This window comes from Microbacterium rhizophilum (assembly GCF_039605615.1).
Lineage (GTDB): Bacteria > Actinomycetota > Actinomycetes > Actinomycetales > Microbacteriaceae > Microbacterium > Microbacterium rhizophilus.
The window spans coordinates 42,287-59,608 of the sequence record NZ_JBCNUN010000006.1; the positions used below are offsets into that span (position 1 = coordinate 42,287).

Below are 17,322 nucleotides of genomic sequence, written 5' to 3' on the forward strand. Positions count from 1 at the left end.
CGGCGCGGACGGCATGGGCTTGACAGCGGGCGGGAGGCCTACGCCTGCGCGGGGCGCTCCGCCTGGTCGGTCTCCGCGGACGTCCGGCCGCCGCCGTGCGCGAGCACCCGCAGGAGGCGCGCGAGCGTCGCCTGGTCCGCGCGGCTGAGGGCGCCGAGCTCCTGCGCCTCCCGCCGGGCGAGCGCGGTCATCGCCGCGTCCGCGCGCTCGACGCCCTCGGGGAGCAGTCGCACCAGCACGGCGCGGCCGTCGCTCGGGTGGCGGCGGCGCTCGACGAGCCCGCGCGCGAGGAGGTTGTCGATCCGGTTCGTCATCGCCGCGCTGCCGATCATCGTGGCGGAGACGAGCTGCATGGGGCTGAGCTCGTGCGGCGGCTCCTCGCGGCGCAGCGCGGCGAGCACGTCGAACTCCCACGCCGCCAGGCCCGCGCCGCGGAACGCCTCGGCCCGCAGCCGCGTGAGGCGGTTGGCCGCGCGCCGCAGCCGCGACATCACGTCGAGCGGGGTCAGATCGACCTCCGGAAGCCGGCGCGACCACGCGTCGATGAGGAGGTCGACCTCGTCGTCGCGGTCTGCCGGGGTCACCCCTCTACGGTACCGGCCGCGGATCGTCGCCGGCGGCCGCGCGTTGCGCCGTGCGTCGCGAGACTGGCGCCGGGGTCGCCCGTGCGGTGGGATCGGAGCATGACCGTGATCGCCGTCCTCGTCGGGAATCCGCAGCCGTCCTCCCGCACCCGCCTCGTCGCCGAGGAGGTGGCCGCGCAGATCGCCGCGCGGTCGGGGGCGGAGATCCTGCCCACGATCGATCTCGCGACGCTCGCCGACCGGATCTTCGTGGTCCCGGAGCCCGAGATCGACGGCCTGCGCGACCGGATCGCCGAGGCGGATCTCGTCGTCGTCGCCAGCCCCACGTACAAGGGTGCCTACACCGGGCTGCTCAAGGCGTTCCTCGACCGGTACGGCGCGAACGGGCTCGCGCGCGTGGCGGCGGTGCCCATCCTGACGATCGGGTCGCCCGCGCACGGCCTCGCGGTCGAGCACACGCTGCGGCCGCTGCTCGTCGAGCTCGGGGCGAGCGTCCCGACGCGCGGCATCGCGTTCCCCGCGGCCGAGGCCGACGACCGCGCGCGGATCGTCGGAGACTGGCTCGACGCCGAGTGGCACCGCCTGTCGCGCGTGTTCGGCTGAGAGGATCGGGCGATGGTCACCGCGCTGCCGTGCGACATCCGGATCCCGAGCGCGCCGCCGGGCGACGCATCGTGAGCGCCACGCGCCCCTTCGTGCTGCTGGCCACGCGCCCCGAGGACGGCCCCGCGGACGAGGAATACGAGCAGTTCCTGCGCTACGGCGGGCTCCGCCCCGACGAGCTGCTGCGCGTGCGGCTGGAGTCCGAGCCCATGCCGAGCCTGGACCTCGACGCGATCTCCGGGATCTTCGTCGGCGGCAGCCCCTTCAACGCCTCGGACCCGGACGACCGGAAGTCGGCCGTGCAGCGGCGGGTGGAGGCGGAGTTCGACGGGCTGCTGCGCGAGGTCGTCGCGCGCGACATCCCGTTCCTGGGCGCCTGCTACGGGGTCGGCACACTGGGAGCCCACATCGGCGCGACGATCGATCACACGTTCGGCGAGCCCGTCGGGATCGTGCCGGTGACGCTCACGGATGCCGGCCGCGCCGATCCGCTGCTTGCGGGCATGCCGCTCACGTTCGACGCCTTCGTCGGTCACAAGGAGGCCATCAGCACGCTGCCCGAGGAGGCGGTGCTGCTGGCGAGCTCGCCCGGCGCGCCCGTGCAGATGTTCCGGATCGGTCGGAACGTGTACGCCACGCAGTTCCACCCCGAGCTCGACGTCGACGGCATCTCGGCGCGCATCCGCGCCTACGCGGGGCACGGCTACTTCGTGCCCCGTGAGATGGACGACACGCTCGCCGCCGTCCGGCGGGTGCCCGTCACCGAGGCCGGCCGCATCCTGCGCCGCTTCGTCGAGCGCTACGCGCGGTGACGGGCCGGCCCGGCGAGGGCCGGCCCGCTCGCGATCAGGCGGCCTTGATGTAGCCGTTGGGGTTCAGCACGTACTTCTTCGCGGCGCCTTGGTCGAACTCCTCGTAGCCGCGCGGGGCGTCGTCGAGCGAGATCGGGGTGGCGTTCACGGCCTTGGCGATCTGCACCTTGTCGTGCAGGATCGCCATCATCAGCGACCGGTTGTACCGCATCACGGGACACTGGCCGGTCGTGAACGACAGCGACTTCGCCCACCCGAGGCCGAGCCGCAGCGACAGGGAGCCCTGCTGGGCGGCCTCGTCGATGCCACCGGGATCGCCCGTGACGTACAGACCGGGGATGCCGAGCGCGCCGCCGGCGGCGGTGAGGTCCATGAGCGAGTTCAGCACGGTGGCGGGCGCCTCGTGGTCGGCGTCCGAGCCGTGCCCGTGCGCCTCGAAGCCGACCGCGTCCACGCCCGCGTCGACCTCGGGGACGCCCAGGATCTGCTCGATCTGGTCCTTCGGATCGCCCTTGGAGACGTCGACCGTCTCGCAGCCGATGGCTCGCGCGGCCGCGAGGCGGTCGGCGTTCAGGTCGCCGACGATCACGACCGCCGCGCCGAGCAGCTGCGCGCCCACGGCCGCCGCGATCCCGACCGGGCCGGCGCCGGCGACGTACACGGTGGATCCGGGCCGCACACCCGCGGTGTACGCGCCATGGAATCCGGTGGGGAAGATGTCCGACAGCATCGTCAGATCCAGGATCTTCTCGAGCGCCTGGTCGCGGTCCGGGAACTTCAGCAGGTTCCAGTCGGCGTAGGGGACGAGCACGAACTCCGCCTGGCCGCCGACCCAGCCGCCCATGTCGACGTAGCCGTACGCGGATCCGGGGCGGTCGGGGTTGACGTTCAGGCAGATGCCGGTCTTGCCCTCCTTGCAGTTGCGGCAGCGGCCGCACGCGATGTTGAACGGCACCGAGACGATGTCGCCGACCTTGATGAACTCCACGTCCGGCCCGACCTCGATCACCTCGCCGGTGATCTCGTGGCCCAGGACGAGGCCCGCCGGCGCAGTCGTGCGGCCGCGGACCATGTGCTGATCCGATCCGCAGATGTTGGTGCTGACCGTGCGCAGGATGGCGCCGTGCGGCACCTTCCGGCCGATGTTGGCCGGGTTCACGCCCGGTCCGTCCTTCAGCTCGAACTCCGGATACGGGGTGTCGACCACCTCGACCTTCCCCGGACCCTGGTACACCACAGCTCTGTTCTCAGGCATCTTCGCCCTCCTGTTTTCTGCCGGCGTTTCTGCTGGCGGATGGCCAGCATCCAGAGCCTCCTCCGGTGCGTCCGGGCGCCGCAACGGGGCCGGTGCCGCGCGCGGGGGCGGGACCGTCACTGGGTGGGAGAGCGTGTCAGCCGTCGAGGGTGGGTCGAGGACATCGCGTCGGCTACGCGGGCCTTCCGCCGTTCTCGAGCACCGCGCGCGAGCGCAGCCGACCGTCCGCCAGCAGCTGGAGCGCGTCGGCGGCGCGGTCCATCGGGAAGCGGTCCACGACCGTGCGGACCTTTCCCTCAGAGGCAAGTCGGAGGACCTCGTTCATCTGGTCGCGATTGCCCAGGATGGAGCCCTTGATCGTCTGCGCCTTGTTGAAGTGGAACTCCTCGAGCGTCAGCGGGACACCGGACACGAGCGTGCCTCCCCACTTCAGCGCCCGCAGTGCCTGCGCGCTGACGACGTCCGAGGGCGCGAACGTCAGCACGGCGTCGAAGCTGTCCTCCAGCGCCTCGCCGGGATCGGCCTGCGATGCATCGAAGACACGGTGCGCTCCGAGTTCCCGAGCGACCGCGAGGTGGTCGGCGCTGCGTGCGATCGCGGTGACCTCGGCGCCGGTCAGCAAGGCGAACTGCAACGCCAGGTGGCCCACGCCGCCGAGCCCGAAGACGGCGACGCGATCGCCCGGTCCGACGTCGAGCTTCGAGACCGCGCCGAATCCGGTGATGCCGGGGCAGAACAGGGGGGCGGCCTCGACGAGGTCGAGGTTGTCGGGCACGTGGTAGGTGTGGGCGGCGTTCGCGAGCATGTATTCGCCGTACCCGCCGTTGACGTGCTCGCCCGTGATGACCCGCTGGCGGCAGAGCTGCTCGCGTCCGCTCGTGCAGTACTCGCACTGTTCGCACGACCACCACAGCGGCTGCACGCCCACGCGGTCGCCCACGGCGAAGTCGCTGACGCCCTCGCCGATCTCGGAGACCACGCCCGTGACCTCGTGGCCGGGGATGATCGGGCTGATCGCGGGCACACCGCCTCCGACCCAGTCGCCCTCCACGAGGTGGAGGTTCGATCTGCAGACGCCGCAGCCGGCGACGGCGATGACGAGCTGCCCCGCGCCGGGCGTGGGGGCGGCCGTTTCACGCCACTGCAGCGGGTGCTCGGCCAGGGGAGCGGGGGTGTCTACCTCGTTCGCGAACATGGTTCCTCCAGAAGGATGGTCAGGTGCCGGTGGTGGCGACCGCCGCATCGAGCAGCGGCTGCTGCACGACGCCGTCGCGTATCAGGAACAGGTCGTCGGCGGTCAGCGATCCGCTCGCCGCGCCGCGCAGATCCTTGACGATGTCCCAGTGCACGGCCGAGCGGTTCACGCCGCCGCACTCGGGATAGGCGCGTCCCAGCGCGATGTGGACCGTGCCCAGGATCTTCTCGTCGATCAGCAGGTCTCCCGTGGGCGTGGCCAGCGCGGCGTTCGTGCCGATGCCGAGCTCGCCGACGCGACGCGCGCCGTCGTCGGAGTCGAGCAGGCCCCGCACGAAGTCGAGCCCCTCGGCTGCGCTCTCTCGGACGACCCGTCCGTCCTCGAATTCGAGATGCAGGTCGCGGATGTGCACGCCTGCGAACCAGAAGTCGCCGGGGAATGCGATCGCCCCGTTCACGTCGGTCTCGACGGGCGCGGTCGCGATCTCCCCGTCCGGCCAGTTCGCGCTGCCCGAGAACGGCACCCAGAAGCGGTGCGCGACGGGCAGCTCGAGATGGCCGTGCTCATCCCGGATGACGACGGTCCGCGTCGCGTCCAGCAGCGTGCACAGCGAGCCCATGCGCTCGCGTGCGGCGGTCCAGTCCGCGTCGAACGAGGCGATCCACTCCGTCAGGAGGGCATCCGCGTCCAGCCCGACGCTCGCGGCCCAGGCCGGCGTCGGCACGCGCACGAGAGCCCATCGCGTCTGCTCCCACCGGGCGGTGGAGACGATCCCCCGCCCGTGCCGGAGGGACGCGACCCGGGCCGGATCCGCGTCGACGACGGGTGAGGTCATCGCCCGGAAGGACACGTGCACGTCCGACCACTGCATGGCCGCCAGCTCGAGCGGGGGCGCCTGCTCCAGCTGGGCGGCGCTCGCCCAGCGCAGCGCGCTTTCGTCGAACCGCTCGTCGGTCGACAGCACCTGCGGCACCGCGCCGCGCCGCCAGCATTCGTCCACGAACGCCGCGACGGCGTCGATCGCCGTCGCATCCGTCGTGAAGACCGACACGCGGTCGCTCGACCCGATCGCGACGCCGTCCGCGACGAGCAGGGCGATCCGCCGCCAGTCGACGGGGCCCGCGCCGCTCATCGCGTCCTCCTGTGCTGCAGAGGGGCCAGGGACCGGTACAGCTCCACGAAGTCCTCGTGGTCGCGCTGCAGCACGTCCCGGCCCTGCCGGTCCGGCTCGACCGCGGCACGCGTTCCGACCCAGCGGCCCACGTCGGATGGGCGATCCACGGCGCCGACGCCGAGTGCCGCGAGGAACGCGTCGCCGTACGCCGCTCCCGCCGTGTCGGCGACCTCCTGCCTGAGCCCGGTCACGGCGGACACCGTGCCCACGATGTGAGGGTTCTTCGTGGCGCCGCCGATCGCGACGACGCGGGAGAGCTCCTGGCCCGCCCGGCGGAAGGTCAGGATGGCCTCGGCGATGGAGTGCCCGACGCCCTCCAGCACCGCCCGGGCGACGTCCGCCCTGGTGTGCTCGAGGCCCACGCCGACGATCGCCGCGCGGCTCAGCGGATCCTGGAACGGCGTGCGCTCGCCGGCGAAGTGGGGCAGTGCCAGCACGCCCCGCGCCCCGGGCTCGGACGCGTCGGCGAGCTCCAGCAGTCGGGCGAACGTGACGTCGTCCGCCTGGTCGGTGAGCGCGAGCAGGTCGGCGAGCCAGCGCGTGGCCGTGCCGGCGGTCGACGTCCCCGCGGCGAGCACGTACGTGCCCTCGAACACGAAGGGCGCCGCCCACAGCCCGTCCGCCGCCGCGGGCGTCTCGCCCACCCGGATGAAGTAGCCGCTGGAGCCGTACATGGCCATGAGGTCGCCGGATCCGACGACTCCGGATCCGACGGCCTCGGCGGGGGAGTCCGTGGTGCCGACGACGACGGGCACTCCCTCCGGAAGCCCGGTCTCCGCGGCGGCCGCGGGCGTCACGGCGCCGGCGATGCGGTCGCCCCACGCGATCCGCGGCAGGCGCCGCTCCTCGATGAAGTCCTCGCATCCGGCGACGTCCCAGCGCCCGCGCCGGAAGTCGTACAGCGGATGGAAGTAGCCCGCGGTGCCGTGGTCGATGACCACCTCGCCCGTGAGCTTGGCGACGAGCCACGACTGGCTCGTCATGAACCAGCGGGCGGCCCGCCAGACGTCGGGCTCCTCGTCCTTGATCCACGCGATCTTGGGGCCCGCGGACTGGCTGGTCAGCGTGTTCCCGCTGCGACGCAGGATCTCGTCCTCGCCCAGCCGCCGCGTGAGCGTCTCGATCTGCGCGCTCGCGCGGGTGTCGACGCCGTAGAGGATGGCGGGTCGCAGCGGACGCAGATCCTCGTCCGCCGCGACGACGCACGGACCGATCGCGCTGACGCCGATCCCCGCGACCTCGCCCGCGCGGGGATGCCTCATGAGCGCGTCGGCGACGTGGACGAGGTCGCCCCACCATACGGTCTCGGGATCGTGCTCGACCCGGCCGGGTGCCGGCGTCGAGATCTCGTGTCGGCGGCGGGCCTCGGCCAGCACGGCGCCCGTCTCGTCGACGAGCACCCCCTTCGTCTCGAAGGTGCCGATGTCGATGCCGACGAACATGTTCAGCGCACGCTCTTCACGACGCCCATGAGCTCGGCGACGCGACCGGACTCCGCGTCGTTCTCGAACCGCCCGTCCTTCTTGAAGAACGTGCCGACGATCGCGGCGTCCGCGTAGCGGAGGCTCTCGGCGATCGTGTCGGGCCGCACGCCGGTGTTGACGAACACGGGCACGTCGCCCGCGTGCTCCTTCACGATGCTGAGCGTCGAGGTGTCGGTCGGGGAGCCCGCCGTCAGGCCGGACACGCACAGCCCGTCCGGCACGCAGTTGAACACGGTCGACCTGGTGAGCTGCGCGATGTCGCGATCCGCCACGTAGGCCGCGGCCTCGGGCACGATGTTGAAGAGCAGTCGGACGTCGCTGCCGGACACCGCGAGGCGGTGGCGCGCGGTCCGTCCGACGTTCGTGTTCCACAACCCGAAGTCGCTCGCGTACACGCCCGTGAACACCTCGCGCACGAACGATGCGCCGGTGGCGACCGCGAGGTCGATCGACGCCACGGCGTCCCACAGCACGTTGACGCCGAACGGGACCTCGAGCTCGTCGCGGATCTCGCCGATCACCCGGGCCATCGAGATGGCCGTGATCGGCTCGGTCTGCGTGAGGTACGGGAGGCTGAACTCGTTCGAGATCAGGATGCCGTCCACCCCGCCTTCCTGGAGCGACGTGACCTCCCGGCGAGCGTGCTCGACGATCGCCGCCATGCCCGCCGTCCGGTCGTAGCCGGGGTCGCCGGGCAGCGCGGGCAGGTGGCACATGCCGATGATCGGCTTCGTCACGGGAAAGACTTCGTCGAGCCAGGTGCTCACGGGGTGGTACCGCCTTCTTGTGTCGCTTGTGGGGTGGGTCGTGTGCGCGGGTGGTCAGCTGCTCGGCAGGCGGGATGCGGCCCGCCATGCCTCGACGAAGCGCAGCAATGCCGTCGCGCCGGGATCGGGGATGCCGATGCTGCGCTCCTGGAGCCAGGACGCGCGGCCGCGTCGCGACTGGAGGTCCTTCGTGCTCTCGACGGCGTGCGCGGCCGCCGCGATCGCGCCGTCGACGGCGTCGTCGGCGCTCGCCCGGTCGCGCAGCGAGTCCGCGACGGCAGCGAGGCCGTCGTAGATCGTCTTGTCGCCGAGCTGGGTCTTGCCCCGCTGGGCGATGCTCGCGGCTGCCGCGGCGGCGAACTGCTGGGCATCCGAGATCGTGATGTCCGTCCTGTCCGCCCATGTGCGCGATCCGGCCAGCAGAGCGCCCGCGACGAGCGCGGCCATCGTCGACGGGTTCGCGTTGGCGAAGGCCTTCGCGCTCGCGCGCGCGACATCGGTCGGCGTGGCATCGACCGGCAGCTGCTCGAGCGCGGCGATGACTGCGCCCGAGCCGGCGGAGATGGTGATGCCGAGGTCGCCGTCGCCCAGCGCCTGGTCGAGGTCGCGCAGCTCGTCCGCCGAGTCGACGAGGATCGTCAGGCTGCCGCGGATCCGCTCGTTCAGTTCGATGGCGTTCATGTCATCCTTCCTGGAAGAACGGGGACTTCGCCGGCGCCTCGAGAAGCGCCAGGCGCTCGTCGTCGAGATCGAGCAGGGAGATCGACGCTCCGGCCATCTCGAGGCTCGTCGCGTACTCGCCGACGTAGTTCTTCGCGACCTCGATCCCGTGATCGGCCAGCACGCGGAACGCCTTCCGGTAGAGGACGTACAGCTCCTCCAGCGGGGTCGCGCCGAGACCGTTGACCAGGATGGCGACGCGCGCGCCCGTCGTGAGGCCGAGGTCGTCGATCAGGGCGGACACGATGTGCTCCGCGATCTCGTCTGCCGTCTCCAGCGGACCGCGCCGCGTGCCGGGCTCGCCGTGGATGCCGATGCCGATCTCCATCTCGCCGTCCGGCAGCTCGAAGCTCGGCTGGCCGGTCGTGGGCAGGATCGTCGGCGCCAGGCCGATGCCCATCGTCGCGGTGTGCTCGACCACGTCCTCGGCGATCGTGGCCACCTGCTCGAGCGTGTCGCCGCGCTCGGCGGCGGCGCCCGCGGCCTTGTACGCGAAGATGATGCCCGCGACCCCGCGGCGATCGTGCTTGCGCTCGTTCGGCTGGCTGGCGACGTCGTCGCGGCCCAGCACGGTCCGGGTCGGGATGTCCTCGAGCTCGGCGAGGTCGGCGGCGAGGTCGAAGTTGAAGACGTCGCCCCCGTAGTTGCCGTAGAGGTAGAGCACGCCGGCGCCGCCGTCGACGGCCTTGGTCGCCTGGAAGATCTGGTCGGAGCTGGGGGAGCTGAACACGTTGCCGATCGCGACGCCCGAGCACAGGCCGCGTCCCACGTAGCCTTTGAAGAGCGGCAGGTGGCCCGACCCTCCTCCCGTGACGATGCCCACCTTGCCCTGCTGTGGCGCGTCGGCGCGAACGAGGATCCGGATGTCGTCGCCCGGCGTCTTCACGAGGTCGGGGTGGGCGAGCAGGATCCCCTCGACGAACTCATCGACGAACGCTTCCGGCGCGTTGATGATCTTCTTCACGGCTGGGTGCCGTCCTTTCGGTTCTGGGTGGCGATCGCCACCGTCTCGCTCGTCGCCGGCGCGGGACGGACCCTCCGGCGTCTGAAGTCGATCTGGTCGAACACCATGACCGCGATGAGCAGCACGCCCTGCGCGATGGCGTACTCGTACGCGGACAGGCGCAGTGCCGTGAACCCGCTGGAGACCACCTGCAGCGTGAGCGTGGCGAGCACGACGCCGAGCACGGTCGCGAACCCGCCGTTCGGGTTGGTGCCGCCGAGCACGGTGATGACGATGGCGAGCAGCACGTAGCTGGAGCCGTAATCGGCGCTCGCCGAAGGGCTGCGCGCCAGGAAGACGAGCCCGGCGGTGGCGCCCAGCAGCCCGCTCACGACGTAGGTCAGCATGAGCGTCGACCGAGCGCTGATGCCCGAGTACCGGGCGGCTACCGGGTTGGCGCCCTGCAGCTGGATCTTTCGACCCAGCGGTGTGCGGTCGACGAGGATCGCCAGCACGGCCGCCACGACGAGCAGGATCAGAAACAGGACGGGGACACCCACGAGCGTGGCCTGGCCGATCGCGCGCAGCACGGGCGGGGCCCCGGAGATCGTGACGCCGCCGGTCCAGACCAGCGCGATGCCGTTGAACAGCTGCATCGTGCCGAGGGTGGTCAGGATCGGCGTCACACCGACGACGCTGATGAGGATGCCGTTCATGGCGCCCAGCAGGGCTCCCATCGCGATCCCCGCGAGGACGATCACGATCGAGAGCGACTCCGCGGTATCGGCGCCGGCGCCCGCGGAGATCGCGGTGAACAGCGACGAGACGGTGATCGCAGACACGTTCGCGATGGCCACGACCGACAGGTCGATGCCCCCCGTGAGCATCGCGATCATCATCGCCAGGGCGATGAGGCCGATCTCCGGTGACGCGACGCCGATGTTCTGGAGGTTGACGGGGTTGAGGAACACCCGCGGGTTCAGGACCGCGAAGATCGCGAACGTGACGACGAGGAGCACGATCATCCGCCCCGTCCCGCGCTGCACCTGGACGCGGGAGACGAGCGCGCTGAACCCGCCGTCGACCTTGTGGTTGGCCTCCTTGAGGCCGGTCGAGTCGCTCATGCGTGGCCCACCTCCTCCTGGATGACGATGGGTCGCGGTCTGCTGCGGACGGCCGCGAGCGCCTGGACGGTCACGCCGATGATGAGCAGCATGCCGACGGCCGCGCGCTGCCACGTGCTCGGGATGCCGATGAGCACGAGGTTGTTGTTGATGAGCTGCACCAGCACGACCCCGAGCGCGGTGCCGACCACCGAGCCCCGACCGCCGAAGATCGACGCTCCGCCGAGCACCACCGCAGCGATGATGTCCAGCTCGGTGCCCACCAGCGTCTGCGGATTCGCATTGCGGCCGAGGATCACCGAGATCATGCCGCCGAACGCCGCGAGGGCGCCGACCAGGACGTAGAGCAGCACCTGAGTGCGGACCACCTTGATGCCGACGCGGCGGGCCGCTTCGACGTCGCCGCCGATCGCGTAGATGCTGCGGCCGAACATCGTGTACTTGAGCATCCACCAGATGAGCACCGCGACGACCAGAACGGGCACCATCATGCCGTGCAGGTACCCGGCGCCGGGGATGTCGACGAGGTGGGCGTTGCCGGCGTCGGCGACGCTGGCGGGCAGCTTTCCCGCAGAGATGTACGTGGAGCCGACGTAGGTGAGCAGGATGCCTTTGATGACGCCCTGCGTGCCGAGTGTGACGATCAGCGTGGGCAGCCGGAAGCGCGCGATCACGACGCCGTTGAGCAGGCCCCACGCCGCGCCGATGACGAGCGCGATCGCGAAGATCCCGACGAGCGTCGGATCGAAGCTCGCCTCCGTAGACCACGCCACGGTCGTGTAGGCGGCGAAGATCGCGATGGCGGGGAACGACACGTCGATGCCGCCGGAGATCATGATGAGCAGCACCCCCAGTGCGAACACGAGCGGCACGAGCGAGCTGCGCACGAGCCCGAAGAACGTGCCGGGTGTGAAGAACGCGGGGCTGGCGATCGACATCGCGATGACGACGACGAGGATGACGGCGACGAGCACGCCCTCGTTGTTGGCGCCGCGCAGGCGACGGAGCGTCTCCATCAGGCGGTCATCCTCTCCTGGATCCGGTCGACGTCCATCTGCTCGCCGGCGAGCTCGGCCACGATCCGTCCGGCCCGCACGATCAGCACGCGGTGGCAGTTCGCGGCGAGCTCGGGGATGTCGTCGGAGATGACGACGATGCCCGTGCCGTGCGCCGCCTGGGCGCGGAGGATCCCGAAGATCTCCTCCTTGGAGCCGATGTCCACTCCGACGGTCGGGCCGTTGAGCATGAGGACGGAGGGATCGCGGTCGAGCCACTTGGCGATGACGACGCGCTGGGCGTTTCCGCCCGAGAGGCTGCGCACGGGAGCGTGCACGTTGGGCGCCTTGATCCGCAGGCGGGAGAACAGCCCCGCGATCGACTCCGCGATGCGGCGGCGATCGAGCAGGCGCGTGCGGGTGCGGTACGAGTCGAGCGACGCGGCCACCATGTTGTCCGCGATGGACTTCTCGAGGAACAGCCCCTGCGTGAGCCGGTCCTCGGGCACGTACCCGATGCCGGCGCGCACGCCGTCCGCGATGGAGCGGATCGTGCGTTGCCGGCCGTCCACCGTGATGGTCCCGGTGTCGGCGGGCGCGACGCCGAAGATGGCATCCGCGATCTCGCTGCGTCCGGACCCCAGCAGGCCCGTGATGCCGAGGATCTCGCCGGACGAGAGGGTGAAGCTGACGTCGCTGAACGCGTCCTTGCGTCCGAGGCCGTCGACCACCAGGAGGGGCTTCGCGTCGTCGGACAGCGGCTCGACGACGCGCTGGTCGTTGATGTCGCGACCCGTCATGGCCTTCGCGATCGACCGGGCGGTGTGCTCGGACGCGGGGCCGGACGCCACGACCTGGCCGTTGCGCAGCACCGTGACGCGCTGGGAGATCTGCAGCACCTCGTCGAGCTTGTGGCTGACGAACACGACGGCGACGCCGCGCTCCTGGAGGCGCTTGACCACCTCGAACAGGCGCCGCACCTCCGAGTGCGTGAGCGCGGTGGTCGGCTCGTCCATGATGAGCACCTTCGCGCTGCCGACGAGTGCGCGGCAGATCGCGATCAGCTGGCGGTCGGCGACGGACAGGGAGGCGACGTCGGCGTCGAGGTCGAGCTCCAAGCCGAGCGTGTCGACGACCCGCCGCGCCGACTCGCGGATGCGCCGGCGCGAGGAGAGCCGTCGCCGCGCGGCCAGCTCGTCGAGCATCGCGACGTTCTCTGCCGCGGTGAGATTGGGGAAGAGTGAGAAGTCCTGGTAGATCACCTGGACGCCCGCGCGGATCGCCTCGCTCGGCGTGGTGTGCGACAGCGGCTGGTCGTCGATCACCAGCACCCCGGAGTCGGGGCGCTCGACGCCGCTGATGACCTTGATCAGCGTGGACTTGCCGCTGCCGTTCTCTCCGGCCAGGCAGTGCACCTCACCGGGCTGGAGCGTCAACGAGACGCCGTCGAGTGCGCGGACGCCGCCGTAGGTCTTGACGATGTCCCGCACCTCGAGAACCGCGTTCTCGGATCCCATGTCGTACTCCCTCGTACCTGTCGCGGTCTCGGCCGTCGCGCGGAGGCACACGCTGCCGCGTGCCTCCGCGCGAACGGATGATGCGGATCAGAAGTCGTACTCGCCGACGTTCGACGCGTCGACCGCCACCCCGGCGTCGCCCGCGAAGACGTTCTCGAAGCCCTCGAGCTTGACGAGCGACTCGTAACCCGGGATGCCCAGGTCGGTGCCCTCTTCGACCGTGCCGCCGTCCGCCAGGATCTTCGCGATCGCCAGTTGGGCCTTGCCGGCGAGAGCCGGGTCCCAGAAGAAGATCTTGTCGATCGCGCCCGACTCGAGATAGCTGCCGGCGACCGAGGGGATCGAGGTGCCCATGACGCAGACGCTGTCGGTCTTGCCGGCCTCCTCCACCGCACGGGCGATGCCGACGACGTCGGTGCCCGCCGAGCCCTGGAAGCCCTTGATGTCGGGATACTTGGCGAGCAGCTCCTTCGCCTTGTTGTAGGCGACCTCCTCGTTCTCCTCGGACTCGATCGGGTCCTCCAGGCGGGTCATGCCCGTGTAGTTGGCCTCCTGGTTCTCGAGCGCGCCCGAGACCCACTCGCTGTGCGAGCCGTTCGTGAGGCGTCCGACGAACTGGACGTAGCCGCCCTCCTCGCCCATGCACTCGGCGAGGTTGTCCATGATCTGCGCGCCGTAGGCCGAGTTCTCGAAGCCCTCGATGTCGATGTCGGCGTTCTCGATGCCGGCCGCCTCGTGCGTGACGACGATGATGCCGGCGTCCCTCGCCTCGGCCAGCACGGATGCGACGCCCGCGACGTCGTTCGGGACGACCGTGATCGCCACGGGATCCTGCGCGATCAGGTTCTGGATGATGTCGACCTGGCCCTCGTTCGTCGCCTCGGCGGGGCCCTCCTGTCGAGCGTCGAGGCCGGTCTCCTCGGCCCACTCGTCCACGCCGACCTCCATGCGGTCGAACCAGCCGATGCCGGTGGCCTTGACGACCGTGACGTACGCACCGGCGGCGTCACCTCCGCCGCCCCCCGCGCCGCCGCTCTCCTCGGGCGTGCCGGCGGTGGTGCCGCAGCCCGCGAGGGCGAGCGCGGTGGTGGTCGCGAGCAACGCGATTGCAGGGCTCTTTCGCTTCATGTCCACTCCTTTGTGATCGGTCGCCGTGAGCAGGTGCCACGCTCGGGCGTGTCTTGGCGTGAACGTAGCGCGGTCTCGCGCATGAAGTCAATCGATATCGCGCAAGAAAATTCGACACCTGCGCATTTGCTGCGCAGAAACGCGCAGAACGCGCGATAGGGTTATGCGAAACCCGCGGAAGGGAGCGGCCGTGTCGCGCCAGGCTGAGATCGTCGAAATGCTCGTCGAGCAGGGATTTCAATCCGTCAGCACGCTTGCAGACGCGTTCGGTGTCACGCCGTCGACGGTGCGGCGCGATCTCGAGCAACTCGAGGCGCGCGACCTCGTGCAGCGTACGCATGGCGGCGCCCTGCCCGTGCGCCAGACCGACGCACCGTTCGACCTCAAGGAGACGTTGCATCGCCGCGAGAAGGTCGCGATCGGCAAGGCGATGGCCGACCGCATCCTCGACGGGCAGACGGTGCTGCTGGACAGCGGGACGACGACTCTCGAGGTGGCGCGCCACCTCTCGAGCTCTCGCGTCACCGTCGTGACGAACGACCTCCAGATCGGAATGGTCATCGCCGAGCGCCGCAGTGCCAACCTCGTGTTCATCGGGGGCGAGCTGCTCCCCAATGACGTCTCGATGTGGGGCCCGACCTCGGTGCAGCAGCTCCAGACGCTGCGCGTGAACGTCGCCGTCTTCGGCTGCGACACCGTCATGGACGACGGGCTCTACTCCACGTCCAGTTACGAGCTCGAGCTCAAGCGCACGATGCTGTCCATCGCGAGCGCGTCGTTCTTCGTCGCAGACAGCTCGAAGTTCGGCCGTGAGGCGCTGTTCAAGTGCTTCGATCTCGAGCCGTTCACCGCCGGCATCACCGACCAACGGCTCGACCCGATCCGCGCGGCGAACTTCCCCGTGCCGCTCATCCGCGCGGCCGCCTGAGCAGTCGCCGGCTCGGGGTCGTCAAGTCCCCTGCAGAGCGGGTCAGCCGTCCAGCACGATGCGCTCGAGAGCGTGCGTGAGCCAGGCGCAGTAGGCCTCGTGACTGAGGCCGCTGTCGTGGACGAGCTGGCGGTAGCCCTCCGCGCTGGCGAGGAACGCGATGCTCGCGGCTCGCACGTCGTGGGGCTGGTCGCCGCGCAGCATGCCGCGCGCGTCGAGCTCCTCCACCAGCAGGGCGAACTCGGCGAGGCGCCGCTCCTGGAGCGACTCCACGGTGCCGCGCAGGGCCGGCTCGGTGCGCGAGACGGCGCTGAGCGTCGCCCACAGACCGTGGCTGCGGCGGCTGATGTCCGCGGCCATCGCGACGAGGCTCGGGATGAGCTCGTCATCCGGGATCGCGCGGGTCTGCGCCCGGAAGTCCGGATCGTCGAGCATGGCGGACCGGTCTTCGGGGGCGCCGAGCCGGCGCTCCCATGCCGCCAGCAGCAGCTCGTGCTTGGCGCCCTGGAGCTTCACGGTCTCGACCGAGACCCCCGCCGCCGCCGCGATCGCGCCGAGCGTCGTGCCCGAGTAGCCGTTCTCGGTGAACTCGTCCGCCGCCGCATCGAGGACCTTCGCCCGGGTGGCGGCGGCCTGGGCGCCGCGGAGCTCGGAGCGATAGACGCGGGGGGTCGCTGGCATATTGACTACCTCTCCAGGTTGGTGAATACTCCGACATGTTATCCGATTTGAGAGGCGGACATCCCCATGACATCCATCCTGATCTGCTGCACTCCCGCCCAGGGGCACGTGGCGCCGCTGCTGGCGATCGCGACGCACCTGGCGGGCGAGGGCCACGACGTGCGCTTCCTCGGCGGGCGCGCCTACGCCGACCGCGTGCGCGCCGCCGGCCTCCCGTTCCTGCCGCTTCCCGAGGAGGGCGACCTGGACCTCGACCACGCCAACGAGGCCTATCCCGAGCGCGCCGCGCTGACGGGCCTGAAGGAGGTGCAGTGGTCGATGGTCAACCTGTTCGCCCGCCCGGCCGTGCACCAGGTGCGCGCGATCGATGCGGCGCTCGCCGAGCGCCCCGCCGACGTGGTCCTGGCGGATCTGATGTCGTTCGGCGCGATCCTGTACTGCGCCCGCCCGCGCTCCGAGCGGCTGCCGCTCATCCTGGTGAACATCGGGCCGCTGCAGACCGTCGACCCCGACTCGGCGCCGTTCGGCTTCGGGATGCCGCCGTTGCCCGCTCCGTTCGGACGGCTCCGCAACCGGCTGCTGCAGGCGATGTCGAAGCCGGTGTTCGCGCCGGTCGTGCGCGAGCTGCGGGAGGCGGGGGAGAAGGTCGGCGTGCACCTCCCCGACGACTTCGTGTTCGGCGACCTGCCGACCGCGACGGATCGGGTCATCCAGCTCACCGTGCCCGCCTTCGAGTACCCGCGGCCGACGATCCCCGACACCGTGCGCTTCATCGGGCCGGTGTCGCGCGGAGCGACCGCGCCGCTGCCCGAATGGTGGGACGACCTGGACGGATCGCGCCCCGTCGTTCACGTCAGCCAGGGCACGGTCGCCAACAACGACCTGGATCAGCTCGTGCGACCGACGATCGACGCGCTCGCCGACGAGGACGTGCTGCTCGTGATCGCCACGGGCGGGCGTCCCGTGGCCGGGCTCGGCCCGCTGCCCGCCAACGTCCGCGCGGCGGAGTACCTGCCGTACGACGATCTGTTCCCGAAGCTGGCGGCGTTCGTCTCGAACGGCGGCTACGGCGGACTGCACTTCGCGCTGCGTCACGGCGTTCCGATCGTCGCGGCCGGCACGACCGAGGACAAGATGGAGACGACCGCGCGCGTGGCGTGGTCCGGCACGGGGATCAACCTGAAGACCCGCAGCCCGAAGCCCGCCGCCGTGCGCCGCGCGGTGCGGCGCGTGCTCGGCGACCCGCGCTACCGCGAGGCCGCCGCGCGCATCGGCAGCGACATCGCGGCGGCGCCCGGGCTCGCCGGCGTCGAGGCGGTCATCGCCGAGCTGGTCCCTCGGGCGGCGGACCGGGTGAGGGACTGAGGCTCCCGGAGAGCGCCGTGCCCATCGCGTCCGCCGCGATGCGATAG

General features: G+C 71.0%; 17 protein-coding genes. 4 read left to right on the plus strand and 13 right to left on the minus strand.

Annotated features, from left to right (window positions below; genetic code table 11):
- Window positions 1-38: 38 nt before the first annotated feature.
- Entirely contained in the window at window positions 39-584 is a 546-nt protein-coding gene (locus tag AAD528_RS11195) for a MarR family winged helix-turn-helix transcriptional regulator (protein WP_345752159.1), read from the minus strand.
- 99 nt (window positions 585-683) lie between these two features.
- Here AAD528_RS11195 and AAD528_RS11200 point away from each other — a divergent pair, with 99 nt between their 5' ends.
- Window positions 684-1,187 carry an NADPH-dependent FMN reductase gene (locus AAD528_RS11200; RefSeq protein ID WP_345752160.1) on the plus strand — a complete coding sequence of 168 codons (504 nt, stop codon included), beginning with the start codon at window positions 684-686 and terminating at the stop codon, window positions 1,185-1,187.
- Window positions 1,188-1,258: 71 nt separating this feature from the next.
- Window positions 1,259-1,999, plus strand: a complete 741-nt coding sequence (locus AAD528_RS11205) for a glutamine amidotransferase (RefSeq protein ID WP_345752161.1) — start codon at window positions 1,259-1,261, stop codon at window positions 1,997-1,999.
- Between the two features lie 34 nt (window positions 2,000-2,033).
- On the opposite strand, the gene fdhA is transcribed toward AAD528_RS11205, so the two are convergent.
- The 11 genes from fdhA to AAD528_RS11260 form a co-directional block, all read right to left on the minus strand.
- Window positions 2,034-3,254 carry a formaldehyde dehydrogenase, glutathione-independent gene (gene fdhA, locus AAD528_RS11210; RefSeq protein WP_345752162.1) on the minus strand — a complete coding sequence of 407 codons (1,221 nt, stop codon included), beginning with the start codon at window positions 3,252-3,254 and terminating at the stop codon, window positions 2,034-2,036.
- 172 nt (window positions 3,255-3,426) lie between these two features.
- Window positions 3,427-4,449 (minus strand): alcohol dehydrogenase catalytic domain-containing protein, encoded by a 1,023-nt coding sequence (locus tag AAD528_RS11215; protein WP_345752163.1) that lies wholly within the window; start codon window positions 4,447-4,449, stop codon window positions 3,427-3,429.
- A 19-nt stretch (window positions 4,450-4,468) separates the two neighbouring features.
- Window positions 4,469-5,581, minus strand: coding sequence for an aminopeptidase (locus AAD528_RS11220; protein ID WP_345752164.1), 1,113 nt, complete (start codon window positions 5,579-5,581; stop codon window positions 4,469-4,471).
- Window positions 5,578-7,065, minus strand: a complete 1,488-nt coding sequence (locus tag AAD528_RS11225) for an FGGY-family carbohydrate kinase (protein WP_345752165.1) — start codon at window positions 7,063-7,065, stop codon at window positions 5,578-5,580. The genes AAD528_RS11220 and AAD528_RS11225 overlap by 4 nt, the downstream gene beginning before the upstream one ends.
- A 2-nt stretch (window positions 7,066-7,067) precedes the next feature.
- Entirely contained in the window at window positions 7,068-7,844 is a 777-nt protein-coding gene (locus AAD528_RS11230; protein ID WP_345752166.1) for a BtpA/SgcQ family protein, read from the minus strand.
- Between the two features lie 84 nt (window positions 7,845-7,928).
- On the minus strand, window positions 7,929-8,555 hold the full coding sequence (locus AAD528_RS11235) for a DAK2 domain-containing protein (protein WP_345752167.1): 627 nt from the start codon (window positions 8,553-8,555) through the stop codon (window positions 7,929-7,931).
- Window position 8,556: 1 nt separating this feature from the next.
- Window positions 8,557-9,558, minus strand: a complete 1,002-nt coding sequence (locus AAD528_RS11240) for a dihydroxyacetone kinase subunit DhaK (RefSeq protein WP_345752168.1) — start codon at window positions 9,556-9,558, stop codon at window positions 8,557-8,559.
- Window positions 9,555-10,661 (minus strand): ABC transporter permease, encoded by a 1,107-nt coding sequence (locus tag AAD528_RS11245; protein WP_345752169.1) that lies wholly within the window; start codon window positions 10,659-10,661, stop codon window positions 9,555-9,557. Before AAD528_RS11245 ends, AAD528_RS11240 begins: the two co-directional genes overlap by 4 nt.
- Entirely contained in the window at window positions 10,658-11,677 is a 1,020-nt protein-coding gene (locus AAD528_RS11250; protein ID WP_345752170.1) for an ABC transporter permease, read from the minus strand. Before AAD528_RS11250 ends, AAD528_RS11245 begins: the two co-directional genes overlap by 4 nt.
- Entirely contained in the window at window positions 11,677-13,173 is a 1,497-nt protein-coding gene (locus AAD528_RS11255) for a sugar ABC transporter ATP-binding protein (protein WP_345752171.1), read from the minus strand. Before AAD528_RS11255 ends, AAD528_RS11250 begins: the two co-directional genes overlap by 1 nt.
- An 87-nt stretch (window positions 13,174-13,260) precedes the next feature.
- Window positions 13,261-14,301: an autoinducer 2 ABC transporter substrate-binding protein gene (locus tag AAD528_RS11260; protein WP_345752172.1), complete on the minus strand. Its 1,041-nt coding sequence runs from the start codon at window positions 14,299-14,301 to the stop codon at window positions 13,261-13,263.
- Window positions 14,302-14,491: 190 nt separating this feature from the next.
- Here AAD528_RS11260 and AAD528_RS11265 point away from each other — a divergent pair, with 190 nt between their 5' ends.
- Window positions 14,492-15,229 (plus strand): DeoR/GlpR family DNA-binding transcription regulator, encoded by a 738-nt coding sequence (locus AAD528_RS11265; RefSeq protein ID WP_345752173.1) that lies wholly within the window; start codon window positions 14,492-14,494, stop codon window positions 15,227-15,229.
- Window positions 15,230-15,271: 42 nt separating this feature from the next.
- Here the strand turns inward: AAD528_RS11265 and AAD528_RS11270 are convergent, their stop codons facing one another.
- Complete coding sequence (locus AAD528_RS11270; protein WP_345752174.1) at window positions 15,272-15,910, minus strand: TetR/AcrR family transcriptional regulator; 639 nt, start codon at window positions 15,908-15,910, stop codon at window positions 15,272-15,274.
- 66 nt (window positions 15,911-15,976) lie between these two features.
- On the opposite strand from AAD528_RS11270, the gene AAD528_RS11275 reads away from it, so the two are divergent.
- The gene (locus AAD528_RS11275) at window positions 15,977-17,275 is read left to right on the plus strand and encodes a glycosyltransferase (RefSeq protein WP_345752175.1); all 1,299 of its coding nucleotides are present in this window, start codon (window positions 15,977-15,979) and stop codon (window positions 17,273-17,275) included.
- Window positions 17,276-17,322: the final 47 nt, after the last annotated feature.

What these genes read in the sequence shown, in the direction of transcription:
- fdhA (WP_345752162.1), bottom strand. Translation starts at nt 3,254, where the DNA reads ATGCCTGAGAACAGAGCTGTGGTGTACCAGGGTCCGGGGAAGGTCGAG.
- AAD528_RS11270 (WP_345752174.1), bottom strand. Translation starts at nt 15,910, where the DNA reads ATGCCAGCGACCCCCCGCGTCTATCGCTCCGAGCTCCGCGGCGCCCAG.
- AAD528_RS11225 (WP_345752165.1), bottom strand. Translation starts at nt 7,065, where the DNA reads ATGTTCGTCGGCATCGACATCGGCACCTTCGAGACGAAGGGGGTGCTC.
- AAD528_RS11275 (WP_345752175.1), top strand. Translation starts at nt 15,977, where the DNA reads ATGACATCCATCCTGATCTGCTGCACTCCCGCCCAGGGGCACGTGGCG.
- AAD528_RS11250 (WP_345752170.1), bottom strand. Translation starts at nt 11,677, where the DNA reads ATGGAGACGCTCCGTCGCCTGCGCGGCGCCAACAACGAGGGCGTGCTC.
- AAD528_RS11235 (WP_345752167.1), bottom strand. Translation starts at nt 8,555, where the DNA reads ATGAACGCCATCGAACTGAACGAGCGGATCCGCGGCAGCCTGACGATC.
- AAD528_RS11245 (WP_345752169.1), bottom strand. Translation starts at nt 10,661, where the DNA reads ATGAGCGACTCGACCGGCCTCAAGGAGGCCAACCACAAGGTCGACGGC.
- AAD528_RS11260 (WP_345752172.1), bottom strand. Translation starts at nt 14,301, where the DNA reads ATGAAGCGAAAGAGCCCTGCAATCGCGTTGCTCGCGACCACCACCGCG.
- AAD528_RS11200 (WP_345752160.1), top strand. Translation starts at nt 684, where the DNA reads ATGACCGTGATCGCCGTCCTCGTCGGGAATCCGCAGCCGTCCTCCCGC.
- AAD528_RS11215 (WP_345752163.1), bottom strand. Translation starts at nt 4,449, where the DNA reads ATGTTCGCGAACGAGGTAGACACCCCCGCTCCCCTGGCCGAGCACCCG.
- AAD528_RS11255 (WP_345752171.1), bottom strand. Translation starts at nt 13,173, where the DNA reads ATGGGATCCGAGAACGCGGTTCTCGAGGTGCGGGACATCGTCAAGACC.
- AAD528_RS11220 (WP_345752164.1), bottom strand. Translation starts at nt 5,581, where the DNA reads ATGAGCGGCGCGGGCCCCGTCGACTGGCGGCGGATCGCCCTGCTCGTC.